Annotated in this window: 19 protein-coding genes; 14 read left to right on the forward strand and 5 right to left on the reverse strand. The window is 68.0% G+C overall.

The features are described from left to right. The first annotated feature begins 31 nt into the window (after positions 1-31). The 3 genes from ACFVTE_RS00535 (at position 32) to ACFVTE_RS00545 (ending at position 3069) form a co-directional block, all read left to right on the forward strand. A complete protein-coding gene (locus ACFVTE_RS00535) occupies positions 32-1165 on the forward strand; it encodes an ABC transporter substrate-binding protein (protein WP_387095379.1) in 1134 nt (377 codons plus the stop codon). 118 nt (positions 1166-1283) lie between these two features. After that, the gene (locus ACFVTE_RS00540) at positions 1284-2318 is read left to right on the forward strand and encodes a FecCD family ABC transporter permease (RefSeq protein ID WP_387095382.1); all 1035 of its coding nucleotides are present in this window, start codon (positions 1284-1286) and stop codon (positions 2316-2318) included. After that, entirely contained in the window at positions 2311-3069 is a 759-nt protein-coding gene (locus ACFVTE_RS00545) for an ABC transporter ATP-binding protein (RefSeq protein ID WP_387095385.1), read from the forward strand. The genes ACFVTE_RS00540 and ACFVTE_RS00545 overlap by 8 nt, the downstream gene beginning before the upstream one ends. Positions 3070-3198: 129 nt before the next feature. On the opposite strand, the gene ppc is transcribed toward ACFVTE_RS00545, so the two are convergent. Next, positions 3199-6009, reverse strand: a complete 2811-nt coding sequence (gene ppc, locus ACFVTE_RS00550; protein ID WP_387095388.1) for a phosphoenolpyruvate carboxylase — start codon at positions 6007-6009, stop codon at positions 3199-3201. 322 nt (positions 6010-6331) lie between these two features. Here ppc and ACFVTE_RS00555 point away from each other — a divergent pair, with 322 nt between their 5' ends. After that, positions 6332-7150 (forward strand): DUF1684 domain-containing protein, encoded by an 819-nt coding sequence (locus ACFVTE_RS00555; protein WP_387095391.1) that lies wholly within the window; start codon positions 6332-6334, stop codon positions 7148-7150. 35 nt (positions 7151-7185) lie between these two features. Here ACFVTE_RS00555 and ACFVTE_RS00560 read toward each other — a convergent pair whose 3' ends face one another. Both ACFVTE_RS00560 and ACFVTE_RS00565 read right to left on the reverse strand, forming a co-directional pair. Further along, complete coding sequence (locus tag ACFVTE_RS00560) at positions 7186-8400, reverse strand: acyl-CoA dehydrogenase family protein (protein ID WP_387097088.1); 1215 nt, start codon at positions 8398-8400, stop codon at positions 7186-7188. A 32-nt stretch (positions 8401-8432) separates the two neighbouring features. Next, positions 8433-9251: an SDR family NAD(P)-dependent oxidoreductase gene (locus ACFVTE_RS00565; protein ID WP_387095394.1), complete on the reverse strand. Its 819-nt coding sequence runs from the start codon at positions 9249-9251 to the stop codon at positions 8433-8435. A gap of 151 nt (positions 9252-9402) precedes the next feature. Between ACFVTE_RS00565 and ACFVTE_RS00570 the strand changes: the two genes are divergently transcribed. The 4 genes from ACFVTE_RS00570 (at position 9403) to ACFVTE_RS00585 (ending at position 14665) form a co-directional block, all read left to right on the forward strand. Further along, positions 9403-10698 (forward strand): glycoside hydrolase family 76 protein, encoded by a 1296-nt coding sequence (locus ACFVTE_RS00570; RefSeq protein WP_387095397.1) that lies wholly within the window; start codon positions 9403-9405, stop codon positions 10696-10698. 163 nt (positions 10699-10861) lie between these two features. Then, positions 10862-11908, forward strand: a complete 1047-nt coding sequence (locus ACFVTE_RS00575; protein ID WP_387095400.1) for an iron ABC transporter substrate-binding protein — start codon at positions 10862-10864, stop codon at positions 11906-11908. A 4-nt stretch (positions 11909-11912) separates the two neighbouring features. Beyond that, positions 11913-13505 carry an ABC transporter permease gene (locus tag ACFVTE_RS00580; protein WP_387095403.1) on the forward strand — a complete coding sequence of 531 codons (1593 nt, stop codon included), beginning with the start codon at positions 11913-11915 and terminating at the stop codon, positions 13503-13505. Beyond that, the gene (locus ACFVTE_RS00585; RefSeq protein ID WP_387095406.1) at positions 13502-14665 is read left to right on the forward strand and encodes an ABC transporter ATP-binding protein; all 1164 of its coding nucleotides are present in this window, start codon (positions 13502-13504) and stop codon (positions 14663-14665) included. Before ACFVTE_RS00580 ends, ACFVTE_RS00585 begins: the two co-directional genes overlap by 4 nt. A 27-nt stretch (positions 14666-14692) precedes the next feature. On the opposite strand, the gene ACFVTE_RS00590 is transcribed toward ACFVTE_RS00585, so the two are convergent. Continuing rightward, positions 14693-16420, reverse strand: a complete 1728-nt coding sequence (locus tag ACFVTE_RS00590) for a glycoside hydrolase family 32 protein (protein ID WP_387095409.1) — start codon at positions 16418-16420, stop codon at positions 14693-14695. Between the two features lie 98 nt (positions 16421-16518). Continuing rightward, positions 16519-17127, reverse strand: a complete 609-nt coding sequence (locus ACFVTE_RS00595; RefSeq protein ID WP_387095412.1) for a YdeI family protein — start codon at positions 17125-17127, stop codon at positions 16519-16521. A 122-nt stretch (positions 17128-17249) separates the two neighbouring features. Between ACFVTE_RS00595 and ACFVTE_RS00600 the strand changes: the two genes are divergently transcribed. The 6 genes from ACFVTE_RS00600 (at position 17250) to ACFVTE_RS00625 (ending at position 23132) form a co-directional block, all read left to right on the forward strand. Further along, positions 17250-17978 (forward strand): VOC family protein, encoded by a 729-nt coding sequence (locus ACFVTE_RS00600; RefSeq protein ID WP_387095415.1) that lies wholly within the window; start codon positions 17250-17252, stop codon positions 17976-17978. A 160-nt stretch (positions 17979-18138) separates the two neighbouring features. Beyond that, on the forward strand, positions 18139-18678 hold the full coding sequence (locus tag ACFVTE_RS00605) for an NUDIX hydrolase family protein (RefSeq protein WP_331571980.1): 540 nt from the start codon (positions 18139-18141) through the stop codon (positions 18676-18678). Between the two features lie 85 nt (positions 18679-18763). Continuing rightward, on the forward strand, positions 18764-19876 hold the full coding sequence (locus tag ACFVTE_RS00610) for a DUF6707 family protein (protein WP_387095417.1): 1113 nt from the start codon (positions 18764-18766) through the stop codon (positions 19874-19876). Between the two features lie 67 nt (positions 19877-19943). Then, a complete protein-coding gene (locus ACFVTE_RS00615) occupies positions 19944-20669 on the forward strand; it encodes an SRPBCC domain-containing protein (protein WP_387095420.1) in 726 nt (241 codons plus the stop codon). A 33-nt stretch (positions 20670-20702) separates the two neighbouring features. Then, a complete protein-coding gene (tgt, locus tag ACFVTE_RS00620) occupies positions 20703-22022 on the forward strand; it encodes a tRNA guanosine(34) transglycosylase Tgt (RefSeq protein ID WP_387095423.1) in 1320 nt (439 codons plus the stop codon). Between the two features lie 144 nt (positions 22023-22166). Beyond that, a complete protein-coding gene (locus tag ACFVTE_RS00625; RefSeq protein WP_387095426.1) occupies positions 22167-23132 on the forward strand; it encodes a hypothetical protein in 966 nt (321 codons plus the stop codon). Positions 23133-23149: the final 17 nt, after the last annotated feature.

Consider the following 23149-nt stretch of genomic DNA (forward strand, 5'->3'; position numbering starts at 1 on the left):
GCTGTGAGGACCCACTCGCAGGGAGTCAACGATGACAGCTGCAGACCTGAACCGCCGCGCCGCCCTCCAGGTGCTTATTGCAGGCGGCTCCGCCGCCCTGGTGGCCGGATGCGGTGCATCCGGCACCGCACCGCCGTCGTCCCCGACGGGCAGCACCAACAGCATCAGCCTCACGGACCAGCGCGGCAAAACCCTGTCCTTCGCCCGCCCGGTGGCCAGAGTGGTGACCATCCCGATGCCGTCGGCGTCCCTGCTGGTGGCCGTCGACCGCGGCGCCGACCATCTCGCAGCCATGCACAACGCCTCCTGGGTGGCCATGCGCGACGGCATCATGGGCTCGATGTTTCCCGCCGCCCTGGACCTCCCGCACGACATCGCCACCCAGGACTTCACCGCCAACGTTGAGAGCATCCGGGCCCTCAACCCGGACGTGGTGGTCCAATGGTCGGACGCGCAGCTCATCGAACCCTTGGAAAAGGCGGGACTTCAGGTGCTGGGGCTGAAGAACTCGGGAGCCCAGGAGGATGTGGACGCCTGGGTCAGCATGTTCGCCACCATGCTCGGCAAGCCCGACCGTGCCACCCAGCTCAAGACCCGCAGCGACCGCGAGCTCGCCGAGGTCAGGTCCCTGGCCGCCGGGCGCGGGTCCAAGGGCCCGAGCATCCTGTACTTCAACCGTTTCACGGGTGGGCTCAAGGTTGCCGGCGCAAACAGCTACAACGACTTCTACATCAAGCTGGTGGGTGGCTCCAACCCGCCAACCGGCAAGGACCCGCTCACCGGTTCCGGCATGGTGGGCGTGGACATCGAGCAGGTGCTGCGCTGGGACCCGGAGGTCATCCTGCTGGGCAACTTCGACGCAGCCATGCCGCAGGACATCTACTCGGACCAGTTGTGGCAGAACGTGTCCGCGGTCCAGTCGAAGCGCGTGTACAAGGTCCCGCTGGGCGGCTACCGCTGGGATCCGCCCGGGCAGGAGTCTCCGCTGATGTGGCACTGGCTCGGCGACATCGCCTTCCCGCAGCAGAAATCGACGGTTCGGGACAAAGCCTCCGAATACTTCAGGTTCCTCTACAACCACGAGCTCACGAAGGCTGAATTGGACAAGATCCTCCGGACCGCGGAGAACGGGCAGTCCGCCGACTACCGGCAGTTCAATGCTTGATGAGGCCGGTTCCCCGCGCATGCGAAGACGGCCGCGGCCGGCGCAGCCGGCACTGCCGCGGGCGGGTCCTTTTTCTGTTCCGGACGGCACTGTAAAACAAGATGCCGGGCAACGGGCGGTGGGAGAACGACGGCGGGAAGCCGCCGTCGTCGTCCCCGTCGCCTTAGCTGCCTGCTTCCTTGCCGCCGTCGCTGTGCTGGCACTGGCGGTGGGGCGGTACAGCGTGCCGCCGGACCACGTGGTCCAGATCCTGGCCGGGCAACTCGCGCCGGTTCCGGTTCAGGCCAGCGGCACCGAGCAGAATGTGGTGCTGCTGGTCCGGCTGCCCCGGGTGCTGCTCGCCTTGCTGGTGGGCGGTGGCCTGGCGATCGGCGGCGCCGCGCTGCAGGCCATTTTCCGCAACCCCCTGGTCAGCCCGGAGATCATGGGGGTGTCCGCCGGTGCGTCCTTTGGCGGCGCTCTGGCGCTGCTGCTCGGCCTGGGTCCGTTCCTGCTGGTGGGCGGGTCGTTTGCCTGCGGGTTGCTGGCCCTTGGGACCCTGTTCCTGATCACCTCGGGCCGCGCGGGGACGCCGATGCTCATGATCGTGCTCGGCGGTGTGGTCACCGGGTCCTTCTTTTCGGCCCTGGTGGCACTGGTGACCTACCTTGCGGACCCCAACACCACACTGCCCGCGATCGTCTTCTGGCTGCTGGGCAGCGTGTCCACTGCCACCTTCGCCAAAGTCACCGTGGCCATGATCCCTGTCCTCGGCGGGGCCGCCGTCCTCGTGGCCCTGCGCTGGCGGATCAACGTGCTGTCCCTCGGCGACGAGGACGCTGCGTCGCTTGGTGTGCGCCCCCGACCGCTCCGCTGGGTAGTGCTGGCGGCAGTGGCCCTGATCGTGGCCGGGGCGGTGGCCGTCAGCGGCGCCGTCAGCTGGGTGGGCCTGGTGATCCCGCACCTCGCCCGGATGTGGGTGGGCCCGGACCACCGGGTCCTCCTGCCCGTGTCCTTCCTGCTTGGCGGCGCCTACATCGTCCTGGTGGACACCATCGCCAGGACGGCCACGGCCGGGGAGATCCCGCTCGGCGTCCTCACGGCCCTGATCGGCGCGCCCGTGTTCTTCCTGCTCCTGCGCCGGAACCGCGAGAAGGTCTGGGACAGTGCTTGAACTCGACAGCGTGGGCTTCGGCTATGCGTCCCGGGACTGGGTGTTCCGCGGCGTCAGTTTCCGCGTGCTGCCAGGGACAGCCACCGCCGTCCTGGGCCCCAACGGCAGCGGCAAGACGACGCTGGTGCGCTGCGCCGCCGGGTTGCTGGACCCGCGGGAGGGAACCGTCCGGCGGAGCGAAAGCGCCGGCTATGTGCCACAGGCGCACGGCAGCGCCTTTGCCTACCGCGCGCTGGACATGGTCCTAATGGGGCGGGCACGGCACGTTGGCGTGTTCCGGACACCCGGGCCGTCCGACCACGAGGCAGCGCTGGAGGCAATGGAGCGGGTGGGTGCGGCCGGGCTGCGGGACCGGCGTTTCCCCACGCTGAGCGGCGGCGAGCAGCAGCTGGTCCTGATAGCCCGGGCCATTGCCGCCGGCTCGCCCATCCTGGTGCTGGACGAGCCCGCCACCGGCCTCGACCTCAAGAACCAAGCCCGCGTCCTAACGCTGCTGCGCGAACTGATGGCCGACGGCATGGCTCTGCTCCTGAGCACCCACCATCCCGACCACGCCCTGCACCTGGCCGACCGCGTGGTCCTGCTGGGCTCGGGCGGCGTGCGGACCGGCCCGGCCGCGGAACTCCTGACCGACGCCCAGCTGTCAGCCCTCTACGGCGTGCGCGTCAGCACCGTGGCCTACTCCGACGACGGCGACGGTGTCCCCAGCACGACGCCCCGCCGGACCATCGTGGTGCACTACGGCAACTGACGCTTCCTCACATCCCGTCGCTTAACCCCCGGCGCTCCCTCAGCGGATGAGGAAGCGTTGCGGCAAACCCGACGAAAGGTGAGGACGCGTCCGGAAAAACACGACCAAAAGTGAGGACGCGTCCGCGGACTATCCGGTGTTGCGGAGGCCTGCTGCCACGCCGTTGACGGTGATGAGCATGGCCCGCTGCAGTCGCTCGTCGATCTCGCCGCCGGAAATGCTGGCACCCTCGGCTCGCACGCGGCGGAGCAGTTCCACCTGGAGGTAGCTGATCGGATCGAGGTACTGGTCACGGATTTCCAGGGACCGCTTGAGCGTGGGCTGGGCGTCCAGGAGCACGTTCTCGCCGGTGAGGTTCTGGATTTCGGAGACGGTGAGCTCGTACTCGTCGCGTATAGCGCGGAAGAGGTGGTGCAGCTCCTCGGGGACCAGGGTGTCAACGTAGTACCCGGCAATCTCCATGTCCGTCTTGGCCAGGGTCATCTCCACGTTGGACAGCACCGAGCGGAAGAAGTGCCAGCCGTGCATCATCTCCACAAGCTGGGCGGAGTTCCCGGCTTCCCTTGCGGCCTTCAGCCCGGAGCCGACGCCGAACCAGCCCGGCACGATCTGCCGCGACTGGGTCCAGCCGAACACCCACGGGATGGCGCGCAGGCCGCCCAGCCCGGCACCGGAGTCCGGGCGCTTGGACGGGCGGGATCCGATGTTCAGTGAACCAAGCTGCTCCACCGGCGTCGAGGCAAGGAAGTACGCCGGCAGGTCCGGGTGGTCGATGAGGCTGCGGTAGCGGGCAAACGCGGCGTCGGAGATGGTCTCCATGACGTGCCCGAACCGCTCACGCTGGTCGTCCGAGGTGCGCGGCGTGCGGTGCAGGGCAGACCCCTGCAGCACGGCGGCGAGCGACAGCTCCAGGTTTTCCCGGGCAAGTTCCGGCAGGGAGTACTTGTCCGAGATGACCTCGCCCTGTTCGGTGAACTTGATTTCGCCCTCGAGGACGCCGTTCGGCTGCGCCATGATGGCGTCGTAGGTGGGCCCGCCGCCGCGGCCCACGGAACCGCCGCGGCCGTGGAACAGACGCACGCGGACGCCGTGCTTGGTGGCGATGTCGCGCAGCTTGCGCTGGGTCTTGTGAATTTCCCACTGGCTGGTCATCACGCCGGATTCCTTGTTGGAGTCCGAGTAGCCGAGCATGACTTCCTGGACGTCCCCGCGCAGCCGGACCAGCTCGCGGTAGGAAGGATCGGACAGCAGCTGGTCCACGATCTCGGCCGAGGCGCGCAGCTCCTCGACGGTTTCCAGCAGCGGCGCGAAGCCGATCTTGGCGTACGGGGCCTCGCCGAAGAGGCTGACCAGGCCGGCCTCGCGCGCCAGGACCGCGGCGGCCAGGACGTCGTCGGCACCGCGGGTCATGGAGATGATGTAGGTCTCGATGACGTCCGGGCCGTAAGTGCGCAGGGCGCGGCGGACCTCCCGGAAGACGTCGTACGTGCCGTCAGCGGCGCCGTCGAGCCTGATCGGGTGGCCGGACAGCGGCCGGCGGGAGGCAAGTTCGGCGCTCAGGACCTCGAGCCGCTCTCCCCGGGTCAGCTCGGCGTAGCGGATGCCGGGGCCGCCAAGCCGGTCCATGAGCTGCCCGACGGCGTCATGGTGGTGGTCTGCGTGCTCGCGGATGTCCAGGGTGGCCAGGTGCAGGCCGAACGAGGCGATGGCCCGGCGGACGCGTGCCAGCGCGCCGTCCGCGGCGAGCGATGCCGAGTGGTTGCGCAGGGACAGCTCCAGCAGCTCGAGTTCGCCGATCAGGTCCTCGGTGGAGGTGTAGTCGCGGCCCGGCTGGTGCTTGGAGCCGGAGGCCACCCGCTTGCCGGTGTTGATGAGCTTGGCCTTGATGCAGGTCAGCTTCAGCCGGTAGGGCTCCTGGGCATTGAGTTCCAGGATGCGGGGGTCCAGTCCGGGCAGCTTCGCGAGGTCGGCGTCGATCGAATCAAGGAGCGCCTGGTCCGCGCCGGCGAGCGCGGTGGAGTTGGACAGGATCGAGATGAGCTCGTCGATCATGGCAATGCTGATCCGCACCGCGTTCTGGTTCTGCAGCTGCAGGATCTCATGGGTCACGGCCGCGGTGACGTTGGGGTTGCCGTCGCGGTCACCGCCGATCCAGGAACCGAAGCGGATCGGCGCGTTGTGGGCCGGCAGCGCAACGCCGTGCTCGCCGAGCAGCTCTGAGAAATCCGTGAGCATCTCCGGCAGCGCGTCCGTCAGGATGCTGTTGAGGTAGTAGATGGCGTTGCGGGCCTCGTCGACGGGTGTGGGCCGGACCTGGCGCAGCTCGTCCGTCTGCCACATCTGGTCGATCATCTCGGACAGCTGGCGGTCCTGCCGGCGCCGGGCGGTGGTGCCTTCCTCGGTGGGCTGCGCCAGCACGTCCGAGAGCTTGCGGATCTTGTCCAGCACGGAACGGCGGGACGCCTCGGTGGGGTGCGCGGTGAAGATCGGGCGCACATCGAGTTCGTTGACGACTTCCTGCAGCACCGCCGGTCCGGCCTGGCCCGCGATGTCCTCCACGGCCTTGGCCAGCCAGCCGTCCTTCTCCTGCCGGGTGCGCAGCCGGCGGACCCTGTGGACCTGCTCGGCGGCGTTGGCGAGGTGGAAGTAGAAGGCAAAGGCGCGGACCAGGTCGGTCGCCTGCTCGAGCGGCAGGGAGGCGAGCAGCTCGCGGACCTGGGCGACGACGTCGTGCGCGCTCCACGGGCCGGTGGCGTCCGCACCGCCCCGGGCGGCCTCCTTGGATTCCTTAGTGAGCAGGCGCACCTGCTCCACGAGGTCAAGGAGCTCGGGGCCGTGCTGGCGGACGAGGGATTCGCCCAGCAGGGTGGAGACGCGGCGCACGTCCGCGCGGAGTTCGGCGGCGAGATCTGTTTCGGAATTCATTGCAGTGTCAGCCATGGAAACTATCTTTCGAGTGTTTGACTTTGGCTCGTACACTGCGCTGGATACTGTGAGCCGGGTTACTGTTCCTATGGGATGTTACCCGCAGCCGGCGCAGCCCGGGAATATGTCTCAGATGTTGTCGGGCCCTTGAACCGGAGCGGCCGGTCGCTGTATTTAGGCCGCTGCACCTGGAACATGGCCCCCGGATCGGCCGGCACGGGGCCCTTCACCAGGGCTACGGTGGCAGGACGGGTTTCGGAATGAAGCGGCCCGGCCCGGAGTTGACCCCATGGCCGGCCACGCACCGGCGGCAACACGCAGCACCGTTGGAGGACACATGAGCACCACAGCAGACGCCCAGCTCGAGCGCTGGCACCGCTTCCGCAAAGGCCGCAACACCGCCCTCGCGGCCGAACACGGCTGGCTCACCCTCACCTCGTTCCAGTGGCTGGACAGTGAGCCGGCCGCCGTCGACCTCGTCCCCGGGCTGTGGTCGGCGGACAGCACGACGGCGACACTCACCGCAGCGGCGTCCGACGGGCTGACGCTCGTGGAGACCGGGGAGCCGGTGGACGGGACGGTCACCGCACGGCTCGCGGACGAGGAGTCGCTGATGTGGGTGCAGTTCGGCGGCGCCGACGGCCGGCAGGTGGTGGTGGAGCTGGCGATGCGCGCCGACAGGTACGCCATCCGCACCCGGGATTCCTCATCGCCGGTGTTCACCGGGTTCGACGGCGTGCCCACCTTCGATTTCCGGCCCGACCTTGCGGTGGAGGCAAGGTTCGAGCCCTACCCTGAGCCCGTCGATGTGCCCATTTCCACCGCCAACCCGCTGGTGGACGGCGTGCACCGCAGCGTCGGCGAACTGGTGTTCCGGCTGCCCGGCAAGGACCACGAGTACCGGCTCCAGGCCGAGGAGGAGAAGCTCGGCGCGCTGACCGTCACGTTCCACGACGAGACCAACGGCGATACGACCGACGAGTGGCGCAAGGTATCCACAGCACGCCCCCGGCCGGACGGCTCACTGGTGCTGGACTTCAACCGCGCCATCAACTACCCCAGCGCCTTCACCCCGTACGGCACCTGCCCCATGCCGGTGCGGAACAACAGCCTGGACGCCCGGATCGAGGCCGGGGAAAAGCAGCCCGCCTCCTGAGCACGTGCCTTTGAGCTGTGGGCCCGAGGGACCGGTCAGGCGATCGCGGACACGCCCGTGACCGCGCGGCCCACGATCAGCGTGTTGATCTCGTACGACCCCTCGTAGGTGTAGATGGCCTCGGCGTCGGCGAAAATCTTGGCCATCCGGTAGTCCGTGACGATGCCGTTGCCGCCCAGGACGGACCGTCCCATCGCCACCGTCTCGCGCATCCTCGCCGACGTATAGGACTTGGCCAAAGCCACCTGCGGCATCCCGGCGCCGTGATCCTCCAGCTGCCCTTGCTCCTGCAGTTGCGCGATCCGGACCATCATGCCCATGCTCGCTACGGCGTTGCCCAGCATGGACACCAGCTGCTGCTGGATGAGCTGGAACCTCGCCAGCGGACGGCCGAACTGCTGGCGTTCGACGGCGTACTGGCGGGCGACGTCGAACGCGGCCAGCTGCTGCCCCACCGCCTGCCACGCCACCATGATGCGTGACCCGCGGAGCAGTTCGTTGGTGTCCTCGAAACTGCCTATGCCGGCAAAGCGGTCGGCCTCGGCAACGCGCACATTCTCGAAAACGATGTCCGCGTTCTGCACCGTGCGCAGCGCGATTTTGTTCTCGATCCGGCTCCGGCTGACCCCGGGCAGCGAAGCGTCAACGATGAAGCCGCGCACGGCACCGTTGGCCTCGTCCCGTGCCCATACCAGCATGTAGTCGCAGAACGTCCCGTTGCCGATCCACCGCTTGGCGCCGTTCAGCACCCAGCAGTCCCCGCCGCCGTCGGCCTCACCGGTAACGCCGGATATCCGCCGCGCCCGCGTCTCCATGCCGCCAGCCACGTCCGAGCCGTGGTCCGGTTCGGTCAGGGCAAACGCTCCGGTGGTCCTGAGGTTCGATGCGTCAGCGAGGTACCGCCGGCGCTGGTCCTCGGAACCGAAACGGTAGAGCGACTCGACGAAAAGATCGTGGTGGACCAGGAAAAACGTGGCGATAGAGGTGTCCACGCGCGTCATCTCCGCGATCACCAGCCCGGCGAACAGGTGGCTGTAGCCGCGCTGCGCCGGCGTGCTCAGCTCCAGCGCTGCCAGCTTGGGGAGGATGTGCGCCGGAAATTCGGCCCTGTTCCACCAGTCCCCCGCGAACGGCGCGATCTCCGCGGCGAGGAACTCCCGCAGCTCGTTCAGCTTCCGCTGCTCGGAGGCGCTGAGCAGGGACTCGTAGCCGAAAAAGTCGGCGGTGGGCAGGGTGTCGACGGCGGGCATCACCGGCGCGGTGGCGCCAAGTCCGGCGGTGCTCACTTCGGGCCCATCCGGATGGCGCCGTCGAGGCGGATGGTCTCGCCGTTGAGCATCGCGTTCTCCACGATGTGCGCGGCGAGGTTGGCGTACTCGGCGGGCCGGCCCAGGCGGGAGGGGTGGGGCACCTGCCGGCCCAGCGATTCCTGGGCCTCCTGCGGCAGCCCGGCCATCATCGGCGTCTCGAAGATGCCGGGCGCGATCGTCACCACGCGGATCAGCGACCGGGCCAGTTCGCGGGCCAGCGGCAGCGTCATGGCGGCCACTCCGCCCTTGGATGCGGCGTAGGCAGGCTGGCCGATCTGCCCGTCAAATGCGGCCACTGACGCGGTGTTGATGATGACGCCGCGCTCCTCCCCGCCAAGTTCGGTGACGGCCGGCTCGGTGCCGGCCATCGCGGCCGCTGCCAGCCGGACAACGTTGAAGGTCCCCACCAGGTTGATCTGGATGACGCGCTGGAAGGTTTCCAGCGGCAGCACGCCGTCGCGCCCCAGGACCTTGCCCGGCGTGGCGATGCCTGCGCAGTTCACCACGATCCGCAGCGGTCCCAGCCCGGCGGCGGCGTCGACTGCGGCCTGCACCTGGTCCTCGCTGGTCACGTCCGCGGGAACGAAAACCGCTTTGGGTGCTGCCGAGGAATGGCCCGCAAGTCCCCGCGGGCCGGCCGCATTCAGCTCGTCGGCATACGCGGCACCGGCCGAGGAGGCGAGATCGGCGAGCACCACGGAAGCGCCGGCGTCGAACAGCCGCCGTGCTGTGGCGGCGCCCAGGCCGGATGCACCGCCCGTGATGAGCGCGACGGAACCCTCGATTTCCATACATCCTCCTTGATGCGGAACCTGTCGATGCGGTCCGGATCCCGGCCGCGAACGTTAGTTAGTGAATGTTAACTGAAATGGGCGACGGATGCACCCGCGCCGCACGGTTGCCGCCGCACGGCGGCAGGGAGCGGTTCGATAGGCTGGACGCATGACCCAGCAAGATGCAGACGCCACCCCGGGGGCCGCCCCCGCGCCTGCCACGGCCTGGGCGGAGCGGGCGGACGAGGCCGCACGGTCGGTGACGCACCTCTTCGGCCAGCGGCTGTTCTTCCTGCCCGGGACGCACATTGCGGCCACCGCCCGCCCCTCCGGCCGGATCGAAAACCTCCGCCGCCCGTGGCACTACTGGTGGCAGGCGCATTACCTCGACTGCCTCGTGGACACAGGCCTTCGCGAGCTCGGCAAAGCGGGCAACCCGCCGGAAAAGTTCGACGGCGACACGCGGCCCAGCGCCGGCCAGCTCGCTTCGCGGCTGGTCACCGGCATCCGGCTGCGGAATTTCCTGACGTACGTGAACCATTACTACGACGACATGGCGTGGCTGGCCCTGTCCACACTCCGGCTGGAGCGACTGGCCGAAGAGAGCCGCAGGCCCAGCCCCCGCCGGCAGGAGCGAATCCGCAAGAGCCTGACACTGCAGTTCGACTCCGCGTCCACCGACGACCTGGGCGGCGGCACGTTCTGGAGCACCAAGCGGGACTTCAAGAACACGCCGGCAACAGCCCCCGTGGCGCTCTACTATGCACGCACGGGCAACACGGCGAGGGCGCAGGCCCTGCTCGACTGGCTGGATGCGCGGCTGTTCGACCCCGCCCGTGGGCTCTACCAGGACGGGATCCGGGTCCGCAGCACCGGGGAGACCGTCCTCGAGGACGCCATCTACACCTACAACCAGGGGCCGGTCCTGGGCGCCCTGCTGGAACTCGGCGGCACCGCCAACCTGGAACGCGCCTCAACCGTGGTGCGCGCGGTGGCCACACACCTCACCCTGCCGGGCGCCGCGGCCAACCGGACAGACGCCGCCAACACGGCAGACACCGCCAACGGGACAGAGGCCGCCCACAGCGCGGGACCCGCCAACGAACTGGTTCTCCGCTGCGACGGGACCGGCGACGGCGGGCTGTTTACGGGGATCCTCACCCGCTACCTGGCGCTGGCCGCCAACGACCAACGGCTGCCAGGGGACGTCCGCACCACAGCCGCCGGGCTGGTCACAGGCACGGCAGATGCCCTCTGGGCCGGCCGCCGGCCCATCGCAGCAGGCGAACCGCTGGCCCGGCACGGCCGGGCCGGGTACCTGGTTTTCTCTTCCGAGCCGAAGCGGCCGGCGGGCGAAACCTATCCGCGGGGTGCCGCCGTCGAACTTTCCACCCAGCTTCAGGCCTGGACGGCCCTGGAAGCCGCGGCATCGCTGGAACCGGGCCCAAGAAGAGCCGGCAATTAGGACACGCAACAGTTTCGTAATTGATGTGATCCTCATCACTTAATGCCCCTGTCGCTTGGTGCTTAGGTTTGGCTAACCTACAGTTTTTCGAGTGAGCTTCGCCTAACTTCCCCAGCTCACAGAGGGCCTGGCCCACGAGACTTTTGCAGAAAGAAGCACCCCGATGAAGATCCGCATCAACGCGCTGGCAGGCATCGCGATCGCCGCCACGGCAGCCCTCGGCCTCTCGGCCTGCGGCCCCAGCAACTCCCCCGCCGCCACATCCTCGGCCGACCCCGCCAAGGGCGAGATCACGGTCTACAACGCCCAGCACGAAAGCCTGACCAAGGAATGGGTGGACGCGTTCACCGCGGAAACCGGCATCAAGGTGACGCTCCGCCAGGGTGACGACACCGAGATGTCCAACCAGATCGTCCAGGAAGGCGCGGCGTCACCGGCGGACGTCTTCCTCACCGAAAACTCCCCCGCAATGGCGCAGGTGGAGAACGCCGGCCTCTTCGCCGACGTCAACAAGGACACGGTGGCCCAGGTGCCCGCGGAGTTCCGCCCCAGCACCAACAAGTGGACCGGCATCGCCGCCCGCTCCACCGTCCTGGTGTACGACAAGAACAAGATTTCCGAGGACAAGCTGCCCAAGTCCATGCTGGACCTGGCCAAGCCGGAGTGGAAGGGCAAGTGGGCAGCCTCCCCGAGCGGCGCCGACTTCCAGGCCATCGTCTCCGCCCTCATTGAGCTCAAGGGCGAAGCCGCTGCCGAAGCATGGCTGAAGGGCATGAAGGAAAACTTCACCGCGTACAAGGGCAACAGCACCGCCATGAAGGCAGTGAACGCCGGCGAGGTTGATGCCGCACTGATCTACCACTACTACTACTACGGCGACCAGGCGAAGACGGGCGAGAACTCCAAAAACGTCACGCCGTACTACTTCAAGAACCAGGACCCGGGCGCGTTCCTGTCCGTCTCCGGCGGCGGCGTGCTGAAGTCCTCGAAGAACGCTGACAAGGCCCAGGCCTTCCTGAAGTTCATCACCGGCAAGAAGGGCCAGGAAATCCTGCAGAAGGGCACGTCCTTCGAATACGCCATCGCTTCGGGCGTCGCCGCCAACGACAAGCTGGTTCCCGTCAAGGAACTTGACGCTCCCGCCGTGGACCCCGCCAAGCTGAACTCCGAGAAGGTCACGGAGCTGATGACCAAGGCAGGACTGCTCTAATTCTGTGACCACGCAAGTATCGGCGCCGGAGATATCCGAAAGCACGACGACGGCGGGCCGGGGCAAGCGCCCCCGCCCGCCTTTCGGCGTTTCCGCAGTAGGCGTCATGGCGGTGCTGATCGCCCTGTTTTCCCTCGTCCCGCTCGGCTACGTCGCGGTGATGACCGCGGCCACCGGCTGGGACACCGCCCTTGAACTGATCGTGCGCCCGCGCGTCGGCGAGCTGCTCCTCAACACCGTGCTCCTGATTGTGCTCACGGTGCCGCTGTGCCTCGTCCTGGGCGTGGGCGGCGCGTGGCTCGTGGAACGGACCACCCTCCGCGGGAAGAAGGTGTGGGCCGTGCTGCTTGCGGCGCCGCTGGCGATCCCGGCGTTCGTCAACAGCTACGCGTGGGTTTCCGCGGTGCCGTCGCTGCACGGCCTGTTTTCCGGCGTGCTGATCGCCACGCTCTCCTACTTCCCGCTGGTCTACATCCCTGCCGCCGCGACGCTGAGCCGGCTGGATCCCGCCGTCGAGCAGTCCGCGGCCTCCCTGGGCCTCGGTGCGTGGCGGGCGTTTTTCCGGGTGGTCCTGCCGCAGCTGCGGATCGCGATGACCGGCGGCGCGCTGCTGGTGGCACTGCACCTGCTGGCCGAGTACGGTGCCTTCGCGATGATCCGCTTCGACACGTTCACCACCGCCATCATGGTGCAGTACCAGTCCACCTTCAACGGCACCGCGGGCACCATGCTGGCCAGCGTGCTGGTGTTTTTCTGCCTCCTGCTGCTCCTGGTCGAGGTGCGCAGCCGCGGCACCGCCCGGTACGCCAGGGTGGGATCCGGTGTCCAGGCCAGGGCCCTGCGGCTGCCCCTGCACTTCTACCAGGTCCCGGCCCAGCTGGCCCTGCTCGCGCTGACCCTGCTGGCCTTCGGGCTGCCGCTGCTGTTCGTGCTGCGCTGGATCTTTGCCGGCGGGACTGAAATCTGGGTCGCCGACGAATTCGTTCCGGCCCTGTGGGAGACCCTGCTGTACGGGCTGGCAGGCGCCGCGGCCACCACCGTCGTCGCCTTCCCCATGGCATACCTCGCCGTCCGGCACGCCGGTTGGTTCAGCAAGGCGCTGGAGCTCTCCAACTACGTCACCAGCTCCATGCCGGGCATCGTGGTGGCCCTGGCCTTCGTCACCGTCAGCATCCGGCTGCTCCCGAACATTTACCAGACGTCGGGCGTCCTGGTGGCTGCCTACATCCTCCTCTTCCTGCCGCGCGCGCTGGTGAACATCCGTGCCGGGCTGGCCCAGGCGCCCAAGGAACTTGATGAGGCGGCCCAGGCCCTGGGGACGCCCCCGCTGCTGTCCTTCATCCGGGTGACGCTCCGGCTCACCGCCCCTGCTGCGGCCGGCGGCGCAGCGCTGGTGTTCCTCGGCATCGCCAACGAACTGACCGCCACCCTGCTGCTCTCCCCCAACGGAACCCGGACCCTGGCCACCGAGTTCTGGAGCAAGAGCAGCGAAATCGACTACGCCGGCGCGGCGCCGTACGCGCTCCTCATGATCGTGATCTCGGCGCCCATGACCTATTTGCTCTTCCAGCAGTCCAAGAAAGTAGCGGGACAGTGACCGAACAATCCCCGTCCAGGCTTCCGGAACCGCGGATCTCACCGTCCGTGGCGCCAAGCACCAACAGCCACCTGCAGATCGACGCCGTCACCAAGAACTTCGGCTCGCAGGCAGTCCTCAAGGGCGTGAACCTGGCCGTGGCGAAGGGCGGCACCACCGCGATCGTGGGCCCCTCGGGTTCCGGCAAGACCACCCTGCTCCGGCTGATTGCCGGTTTTGAACACCCGGGCACCGGCACCATCTCGCTGAACGGCTCCCCGGTGGCGGGCCACGGCGTGTGGATGCCGGCGCACAAGCGCCACGTCGGCTACGTTGCCCAGGACGGCGCCCTGTTCCCGCACCTGACCGTGGGGCAGAACATCGCGTTCGGGCTCAGTGCGTCAAAGCTCGACGGCGGCCGGCGAGCCGTTAACGCGCGGGTCAGCGAACTCCTCGAGATGGTGTCGCTGGACACTGCCATGGCCAAGCGCCGGCCCCACCAGCTCTCCGGCGGACAGCAGCAGCGCGTCGCCCTCGCCCGGGCGCTGGCCCGCGAACCCGAGCTCATGCTGCTGGACGAGCCGTTCTCCGCCCTGGACGCCGGGCTGCGGGTCGCCACCCGGCGGGCGGTGGCCAAGGTGCTCAACGAGGCCGGCGTCACCACCATTCTGGTGACCCACGACCAGGCCGAGGCGCTCTCCTTCGCGGACCAGGTGGCCGTCATGCGGGGCGGCAAGCTGGCGCAGATCGGCAACCCGTTCGTGGTGTACACCCGGCCGGCGGACCGCGCCACGGCCGAGTTCCTGGGCGACGCCGTGATCCTCGATGCGTGGATGGAAGGTTCGCTGGCGACCTGCTCGCTGGGCGGGATCCCCGTCCGGCGTCCGCCCGCGCAGGGCCGCGTCCAGCTCATGCTGCGCCCGGAGCAGATCCGGATCGCCGAGGACGGGCCCATCCGCGGCGTGGTGGTGGACACCGACTACTTCGGGCCCGAAACCACCGTGCGGCTCAAGCTCGCCGTGCCGCCCAAGCTGGCCGGCGCCATGCCGGACCACCGCTATCCCGGCGGCGGGGAAGTGATCACCATCCGGCACTGGAACGCGTCCATCGCCCAGCCCGGCACGGAACTGTGCCTGCGGGTGGTGGGGGAAGCCGTGGCGTTCGCGATCGAGTCCGCCTGACGGTCCGCTGGCTCTCCCGCCTGCGCCTTAGCGTGCCGGCAGCACGGTGGCCAGCGGAGTGTATTTGAACGACTTCAGTGTCAGCTTCCCGCCCGCGGTGGCGGCGCTGACCGACGGCTGTCCGGACTTCGGCAGCACCACGGACGTCAGGGTCTGCTCGCCGCCATTCACGAAGACCTCCACCGAGGAATAGTCCACGAAGATGGTCAGCTCCACGCTGCCCCTGCCCTGCTGGCCGCCGCCCGGCGCGCTGCCGTTGCGGGGCGGGCTCTGGGCGCTCCTCCGGTCCGTGAACACTGGTCCGAGGGCGTCCGCGCCGGGAACCACTGCCGCCCGGCTCACCCACGCCGTACCTGCTTCGAAGTTGTAACCCACCGTGGCATAGTCCGCCCCGCCGTTGCCCAGCTTCACCAGGGCCTCTGTGCCGTCGTCGTTCGCTGAACGCTCCAGGGTCACATCCAGCCGGTACGCTCCGCCTGACGGCTGGGGAAGCCCGCCGGCGCCCTCCGGGGTGAGCGCCCTGCTGTCTGCCGTCTTGGCTTCGCCGTCAAGCGCCGACAGGGCCGGCGTCGGGGAGGAGACGAGCGTCGGCCGGCCCTGCACTGTTTTCAGCCGGATGTCCCGGACGATCGAGTCGGCGCCGCCCTGCCAGTCGGTGGTGGGCAGCTGCCGGGCGTAGGTCCAGTTGTTCATCCAGCCGATCGCGTGGCGCGATGCCATCCGTTCGTTTTCCGGGAGCCGGGGGTCATCCCAGGTGACGGCGGCATAGAAGTCCGCGCCGGCGTCGAGCCACTGGTGTTTGTCATCCGCGGGCGTGAACGTGGTGCCGTCAAAGGTACCGGTCCAGTAGGCCACGCCGGTGGTCCGGCCTTCGGCGGTGCCGTTCGCGCTGGCCGCCAGGACCCACGTGCGCTTGGCCGGGTCGCCGTCGACGTCCAGCTGGAAGAGGTCGGGGCATTCGAGGATCCCCAGGCCCTTTCGCTCGAAGCCGGACGCATAGCGCCAGTCCTTGAGGTCCTTCGAGGTGTACAGGCCGATCTTCTCCCCCTCGGCCAATGCCATGACCCACTGCCCGCGGGCCTCGTCGCGGATGATCTTGGGGTCGCGCCAGTGCTGCGCGCCGGGGTTGTCCATGACCGGATTCCCGTCGGCGGCCTTGAAGGTGTAGCCCTTGTCCGTGGAGTAGAACAGCGACTGCCGCTGCACGCCCTTGTCCTGCTGGGTCAGGATGGCGACGACCGCGCCCTTGCCGAAGCCGGCCGTGTTGTCCTGGTCCACCACGGCGCTCCCGGTCTCAATGTCCCCGAGCCCGTTCTTGAACTTCTCAATGGCAACGCCTTCGTCCTTCCAGTGCACCAGGTCCGTGCTGGTGGCGTGGAACCACTCGGTGCCGTTCCCCTCGGGGTGGTCCGCGTTGTAGAGGTAGTAGTAGTGCCACACCCCGTCCAGCAGGAAGGGCCGCTGCGGATCGTTCATCCACTCCTTGGCCGGGGTGAGGTGGTAGGAGGGCCGGAACTGTGAGGCGCCCTCCGGCCTGCTGAACGATTTCGGGGCCCCACTCTGCGTGCCGCTGCCCTGGGGTGCGCTGCTTTGGGATCCGCTGATTTGGGGTGCGGCGCCGCCCTGCGTTCCGCCGTCGTTTGTACGGCCGGCCAGGCCGATGACCGTCGCCGCGGCCAGCACCAGGGCCAGGACCACCGCCACGGCGATCCACCGCCCGCGGGGGCCCAGCGTGCGTAGGGAATACCGCTGCATGTCCGCCGTTCGTGTTGGGGGTTGGCTCCAATTTTAGCGCGAACGGCTTTGTCGATGCCCCGGCAGCCGGTCTCGACGGGCTGCCGGCGGGCTGACGGTCAACCTGCGGGATTCTGCACCGGGCGCTTTTTCTGCGGATACGGCGCCTCGCCGCGCGCCAGCATCTCGACGAATCCGGCGATCTTCCGCTCCCGGGTGGACGCCTGTTTAACCGAGTTGGTGCGGTAGATCAGTGCGAAGCGGTTCACGGACGTGAGGACATCGAACATGGCCTGCGCCTCGGGCACCGCGGCGATGGCGGCAGCAAGGTCCGCCGGGACCTCCGCCGTCGCCGGTCCCGCATAGGCGGCCTCCCAGCGGCCGTCGGCCTTGGCGGCGTCGACGGCGGCCCTTCCGGAAGCGGTCATCTTCCCTTCCGCCTCGAGGCGGGCCACATGGCCCACGTTCCGTTCCGACCAGGGGCTCTTGGCACCCCGGCGGGTCATGCGCTGGAGGTAACTGTCGCCGTCGCGCTTCCTGACCTGGCCGTCGATCCAGCCGAAGCAAAGTGCCTCGTCCAGGGCGGCGTCGTAATCGAGTTCGGTGACGTTCCCGCCTTTCTTGTGCAGCACCAGCCACACGCCGGGGCTGTCGCTGTGGTGGGACTCCAGCCACGTCCGCCAGGCGGCGGCATCGGGCACCAGCAGTTCCTCGAGTTCAACAGCCATGCGCCTATTCTGCCCTCAGTGTCACTGGATTCAACCCGGTGCCGCGCGATTGAAGACGTGGCATCATGGCCATGTCGGCGCCTTTTTCGAAGATCCTGGTGTTTCGAGTTCGAGGAGAGAGCATGCTTCGTGTCCGCCCCATCCACTTCACGTCCCGGGTTGAACCCTGGGAGCGGCTCCTCACCGACCTGGGGATGATCAAGTCCACCGATGAGGGCTCCTGGCGGGAGTACGACGCCGGAGCGGGCAGGCTGGCGCTGCATCAGGCCGAACCGGGCGCGGCGGAGGACGGCGTCACTCACTTTGGCGTGGAGGTCGGCGACCTCGAGGAATTTGCCCGGCGCACCAACCAGTCCGGTGCGGAATCGGACACCTCCTCCGCCGAGCTTGTCCGGGCGGACCACGGCGACACCTGCCGGATCACCGGCGCGGACGGTTTCAGCTTCTTCGCCGACAAGGCAGCCCACGGGGCCAACTGCGCGGATGCGGATCCGGCGCTGGCCGTGGTGGAGGTCTGGTTCAGCGAGGACGTGACGGCCGCCGCCCAGGCACTGCGGGACATCGGCGCACGGTTCCGGCCCGTCCCGGACGACGACGAAACCGCCGATTTCACGGCCAAGAACGGCGGCGTCCTGATGGCGCGGCCGGGCACGGGCACTGCGCATGCGGGCCTGGGGTTCGAGTACAGCGGGGACCTTGAGGCGCTGCGGGACCGTCTCACGGCCGCGGGACACGACGTGACGCTGACCGAGGAGGCTTTCGGACGCACCCTGCACGTTGCACACCCGGACAATGACGGCGCGCCGGGCCAGCGGGCACCCCTCTGGATCTCGGCGAGGCGTCCGTCCTAACGGGCGGGCCCAAGGCAGCCCGCATGGCCCATCCCGGCGGCGCAGCGCGGCCGTCGCGGGCGGCGCATCGAGCGGCGGGATCTCACCGCTTTGGCCGCCGCCAACGCCGGGATCTCACGCCTCGGCGGCCGGACCTGCGGCAATGGGGTAAAAATGATTCATGAACGTGCGCACCCCTGACCCCAACCCCGGCTGGCTCTCGGACGAAGATCTCTTCGAAGCCAGAGGCAGGCTCCCCATGGTCTACGTCGAGGCGGTGCCGGTCCGGCTGGATCCGCTCGGGTTCGTGAATGAGGTGGGCACGCTCCTGCAGGCGGACGAGGACGGCACCATGGTCCGGTCCCTCGTTTCCGGCCGGGTGCTCTACCGCGAGACCATCCGCGCCGCGCTCCTTCGCCACATGGAGAAGGACCTCGGTCCGCTGGCCTTCCCCCAGCTCCCCATCAGCCCCGTGCCGTTCACCGTGGCCGAATACTTCCCCGCGCCGTCGCACACCGGCTTCACCGACGACCGCCAGCACGCCGTGTCACTGGCCTACATCATCCCCGTGACCGGCGAATGCGACCCCCGCCAGGACGCACTGGAGCTGACCTGGATGACGCCCCAGGAAGTGCTCAGCGACGGCGTGCAGCTCGAGTTCACCGGCGGCCGCGGCGCCCTGGTGCGGCAGGCTTTGGCCTACGCGGGCGTCGGCGCCTGACGCCCGGGAGCCCGCGCCTCCCCGACTTCGCAGCCTCTCCTTTGTAGACTGTTGGGCGGACCGCAAGAGAACTTAAGGACTCCCGATGAACCACCCTGCAGCTGCCAAGACCTTCCGTGAACAGCAGGCGGGCTCTCTGCGGGCGGGCGACCACCTTCTGCTGCCGGACGGCGAACGGTCCGCGGAAATCCACTCCGTGGAAGTCGAAACCGACGATTTCGGCAGCCCCGCCATCGTCTTGGCGACGCTCACCGGCGGCGGCACTTTGCGCATCGCTGCCGGTTCGTCCGTCCGGATCCCCGGACCCGCGGTTGACGACCTTCCCTCCCCGGCGGCTGCCAGCAACGGGGCGCTCAAGCCCGCCGCCGTCGTCGAACAGGCCGCAGCCGGCGCCGGGGCGGCCGCCACCCAAACGTCGGACGGTGCCGTCCAAGCAGCTGACGCCCAGGCGTCCGACGCCGGCACTCCCCTTTCGGTAGTGGGGAACGAAGCGGCCGGGGAGCCTGCGCGGACGGCCCCTGCCGCCGTCGTCGTACCTCCGCTGCCAGCCACCACCCCCGTGGTGATCGGTCCCAGCGCCGAAGACCTGGCCCTGATCCCGGAGCCGTCCGGAACGCCGGAATCCGTGGTGGAAGCCGTGGCGGAGGCCCATCCGGACTCCGTCGGGGTGCAACTGCTGGCGGACAAGCTGGTCAAGGGCATCAACACCAAGTCGGGCAGCTGCCTGAAAGACCTGAGCGACCTCGCGCACGAACTGTTCATCATGCTCAAGGACGCCGAGGCGTCGCTGACGGTGGCCGACCTGCTGAACGTGCTGCCCTTCGACGGCAACCCGGGGCGCTGGGCATCGGTGGAGGCGTCGCTCGCGCTGTCCAGCTACGTATGCCGGCAGACGGGGCACAAGGACCGTGCCGCCGTCTATGAGAAGCTGCTCCGGGCGCCGGACAACCAGGAGACGGATCCGTTCAAGGCGCGGATGCAGGCCCGCGTGCGGCAGCGGTCACTGAACGAGCCGAACCTGTACGACAAAGAGATTTTCCGCTCCATCGACAACTCCAACCATGAGGCTGAGAAAGAGTGGCGGCGGCTGCGCCTCGAATCGCTGCTGTTCCTGCGCGCCCACGGCGGATCGCAGACCATCAGCGGGCCGGAGCTGGAGCGGCGGATTGCGAACGAGCTGGAGTCCGTGCGCGGCTAGTCTCCCTGACCCATTTTCGCCGGAAAATCCTCTACCCCTGCCACGCCCCAAGTTGTAGATTCAGGCCATGACGAACAATCTCAGCGTTGTGATCAATTCGGACGCCCCGCAGGTTTGGACGATGCTGCGTGAACCCTCGAAAGTCGCGCAGTGGCATGGCTGGGAAGCCGACGAGTTGCCGGCGGAAATCAATGAGATCTACTTCAGCAAGAACGTGGTTGAAGGACCGGACCATACCGAGCTGACGGTCAACAACGGCGATATCTTCGAGCTCAAACCCGTGCCCACCGGAACCGAGGTCTGCGTCACCCGCGCCGGTGTGGACCACAATTCGGAATGGGCCGCATGGGACGAGGACATCACCCAGGGCTGGCTGATCTTCCTCCAGCAGCTGCGGTTCGCGCTGGAACGGCACCCCCACGGCAAACGCCGGACCTGCTACTTCTCCGTGCCCGGCTCGGGCGGCTCCGCCATCGACAAACTCGGCCTGAAGGACATCCCCAAGCCCGGCGAAGAGTATTCGCTCACCCTGGGCACGGGCGAGGAGGTTTCGGGCAGGGTCTGGCACAAGACCAACCACGTGGTGGGACTCACCGTGCACAGCTACGCCGAGCATGGTGAGGGCCTGCTGATCGTGGCCGACCAGCCCGTGATCCCCGAGAAAAGGCCCGAAGGCGGCTCCATGGTGATCCTCTCGCTGTACGATCTGGGCGCTGGCAGCATGGAAACGATCCGCACCCTGTGGGACGACTGGCGGTCTGAGAACTACCCCACATCAGAACCCATCCAGTGAAGGTTCGGCGCCGTTAGCTGGCACACTTGAACCGTGCCAGCCAATCCTGAACCGCCAGCCCGACCTGACCTGCCGTCGTCGGAGGCGGTGCCGGCCGCCCGCCAGTCGGAGTTTTCCTTCCGCGTGGGCAAGCGCCTCACGGAAACCTGCAGCCCTGCCCCGGAGCAGGAGGACGCCAACGGCGGCGGGTTCCTGGGCCGGACCGGCACTATCACCACCCCGCACGGCGAGATCCAGACGCCGGCCTTCATCGCCGTCGGGACCAAGGCCACGGTGAAGTCCGTGCTTCCCGAGTCCATGGCCGAGCTCGGCGCCCAGGCCCTGCTGGCCAACGCCTACCACCTGTACCTGCAGCCCGGCCCCGAGATCCTGGACGAAGCCGGCGGCCTCGGCGCGTTCATGAACTGGCCCGGGCCCACCTTCACCGATTCGGGCGGGTTCCAGGTGATGAGCCTCGGCTCGGGGTTCAAGAAGGTCATCGACATGAAGTCCGTCGATACGTCCGGACCCGATGACGCCGTGGCCCCGGGCAAGGAGCGGCTGGCCCACATCGACGACGATGGGGTCTGGTTCAAGAGCCACCTCAACGGGGACCGCCACCGCTTCTCGCCCGAGATCTCCATGCAGGTCCAGCACCAGATCGGCGCGGACATCATGTTCGCGTTCGACGAGCTCACCACGCTGCAGAATTCGAGGGGATACCAGGAGGACTCGCTGGAGCGCACGCGGCTGTGGGCGGTCCGCTGCCTGGAGGAGCACTTCCGGCTTACATCCGAGCGGGCGGGGAAGCCCTACCAGGCGCTCTTCGGCGTGATCCAGGGCGCGCAGTACGAGGACCTGCGCCGCAAGGCCTGCCGCGACCTCGGTGCCATGGCGTTCGACGGCTACGGGATCGGCGGCGCCCTCGAGAAGGAGAACCTGGGCACCATTGTGCGCTGGTGCAATGAGGAATTGCCCGAGAACAAGCCGCGGCACCTGCTGGGCATCTCGGAGCCGGACGACATCTTCACCGCCATCGAGAACGGCGCAGACACCTTTGACTGCGTCTCCCCCACCCGCGTGGCCCGGAACTCCGCGTTCTACACGCCCGACGGCCGGTTCAACCTCTCCGGTGCCAAGTACAAGCGCGACTTCGGCCCGCTGCAGGAGGGCTGCGACTGCTACGCGTGCCTGAACTACTCCCGCGCCTACATCCACCACCTGTTCAAGGCCAAGGAAATGCTCTCCGCCACGCTGATCTCCATCCACAACGAGCGCTTCGTGGTGAAGATGGTGGACGACGCCCGGCTGGCGATCGACTCCGGCGACTTCTTCGAATTCAAGGCCGAGACCCTGGGCCGGTACTACACCTAGGCTCCCCGGCCCGCCATTTCGACGGTTCCCTGCGCACACGACGCTGCTGAACGTCTTGCGGGCACGGAACCGTCGAAACGGGCTGTTTCCACATAGAGGTGAGAGTCTCTGGGTCTCCGCTCCCAGAGCGGCCAAGGTGGAAACATGAGCCAACCTTTAGCCGGGCTGCCCGTAAGGGAAAACCTCTGGCGCACCGACCAGCTCCTGCAGCGCGGGCTAAATTCGCGGGTAATAGCCCAGCTGGTCCGGGATGGAATCCTGGTCCGGGTGCGCCGTGGCTGCTACGCACGCGGCAGTTGGTGGACGAGCCTGAACGTCGCAAGCCGTCGGCGCCAGCTCATCCACGCACACGCGCACGGTACATGCACGACGTCGGCCGGAGGCTTCGTTTACAGCCACACCTCAGGTGCCAGCTTGCAGCGCCTCCACCTGTGGGGAGTCGACGATATGGTCCACCTGACACAGGCTCGCTGTCCGTCGGGAGTTTCGCACGGGCGCGGCGTGGTGGCCCATACCCGGCGTCTGAGCAGCCGTGAGGTGACCTTTGTGGATGACCTGCCGTGCACCTCGCTGGAGCGGACTGTAGTGGACTGCTGCCTGATTTTTAACGTGCGCCAATCCCTGATTCTGGTGGACCACGCCGCCCGTCTGGGGGCCGATCTGCACCTGCTGCGGGACTACTGCACCGCGTTGGCGGGGCGTAACGGCGTCGTGGCATTGCGCCGGGCGCTGGAGTTGGTAGACGCCCGCTCCGAATCTGCCGGTGAGAGCCTGACCCGGGAACTCATTCATCGGCTCAGGGTCCCCGCGCCGGAACTGCAGTACGTAGTGCGCACACCCTTGGGCGAACACCGGCTGGACTTTGCGTGGCCTGCGCAAAGGGTCGCTCTGGAGTTCGATGGCAAAACAAAGTACTTCGATTACCGGCCCACCAGCGAGGTCGTGTTTCAGGAGCGTCGACGGGAAAAGGCGCTCATGGAGCAGGGGTGGATTTTTGTCCGGGCCGAGTGGAAAGACCTCTTCCGGGAGCAGGAGTTCAAGTACCGGCTGCTTCGGGCTCTGCACAGCCCGCCCCGTTTCGACGGTTCCCTGCCGGCTAGACGTTGCTAGACGTCGAGTGGGCAGGG

It is taken from the genome of Arthrobacter sp. NPDC058097 (assembly GCF_042884885.1).
Lineage (GTDB): Bacteria > Actinomycetota > Actinomycetes > Actinomycetales > Micrococcaceae > Arthrobacter.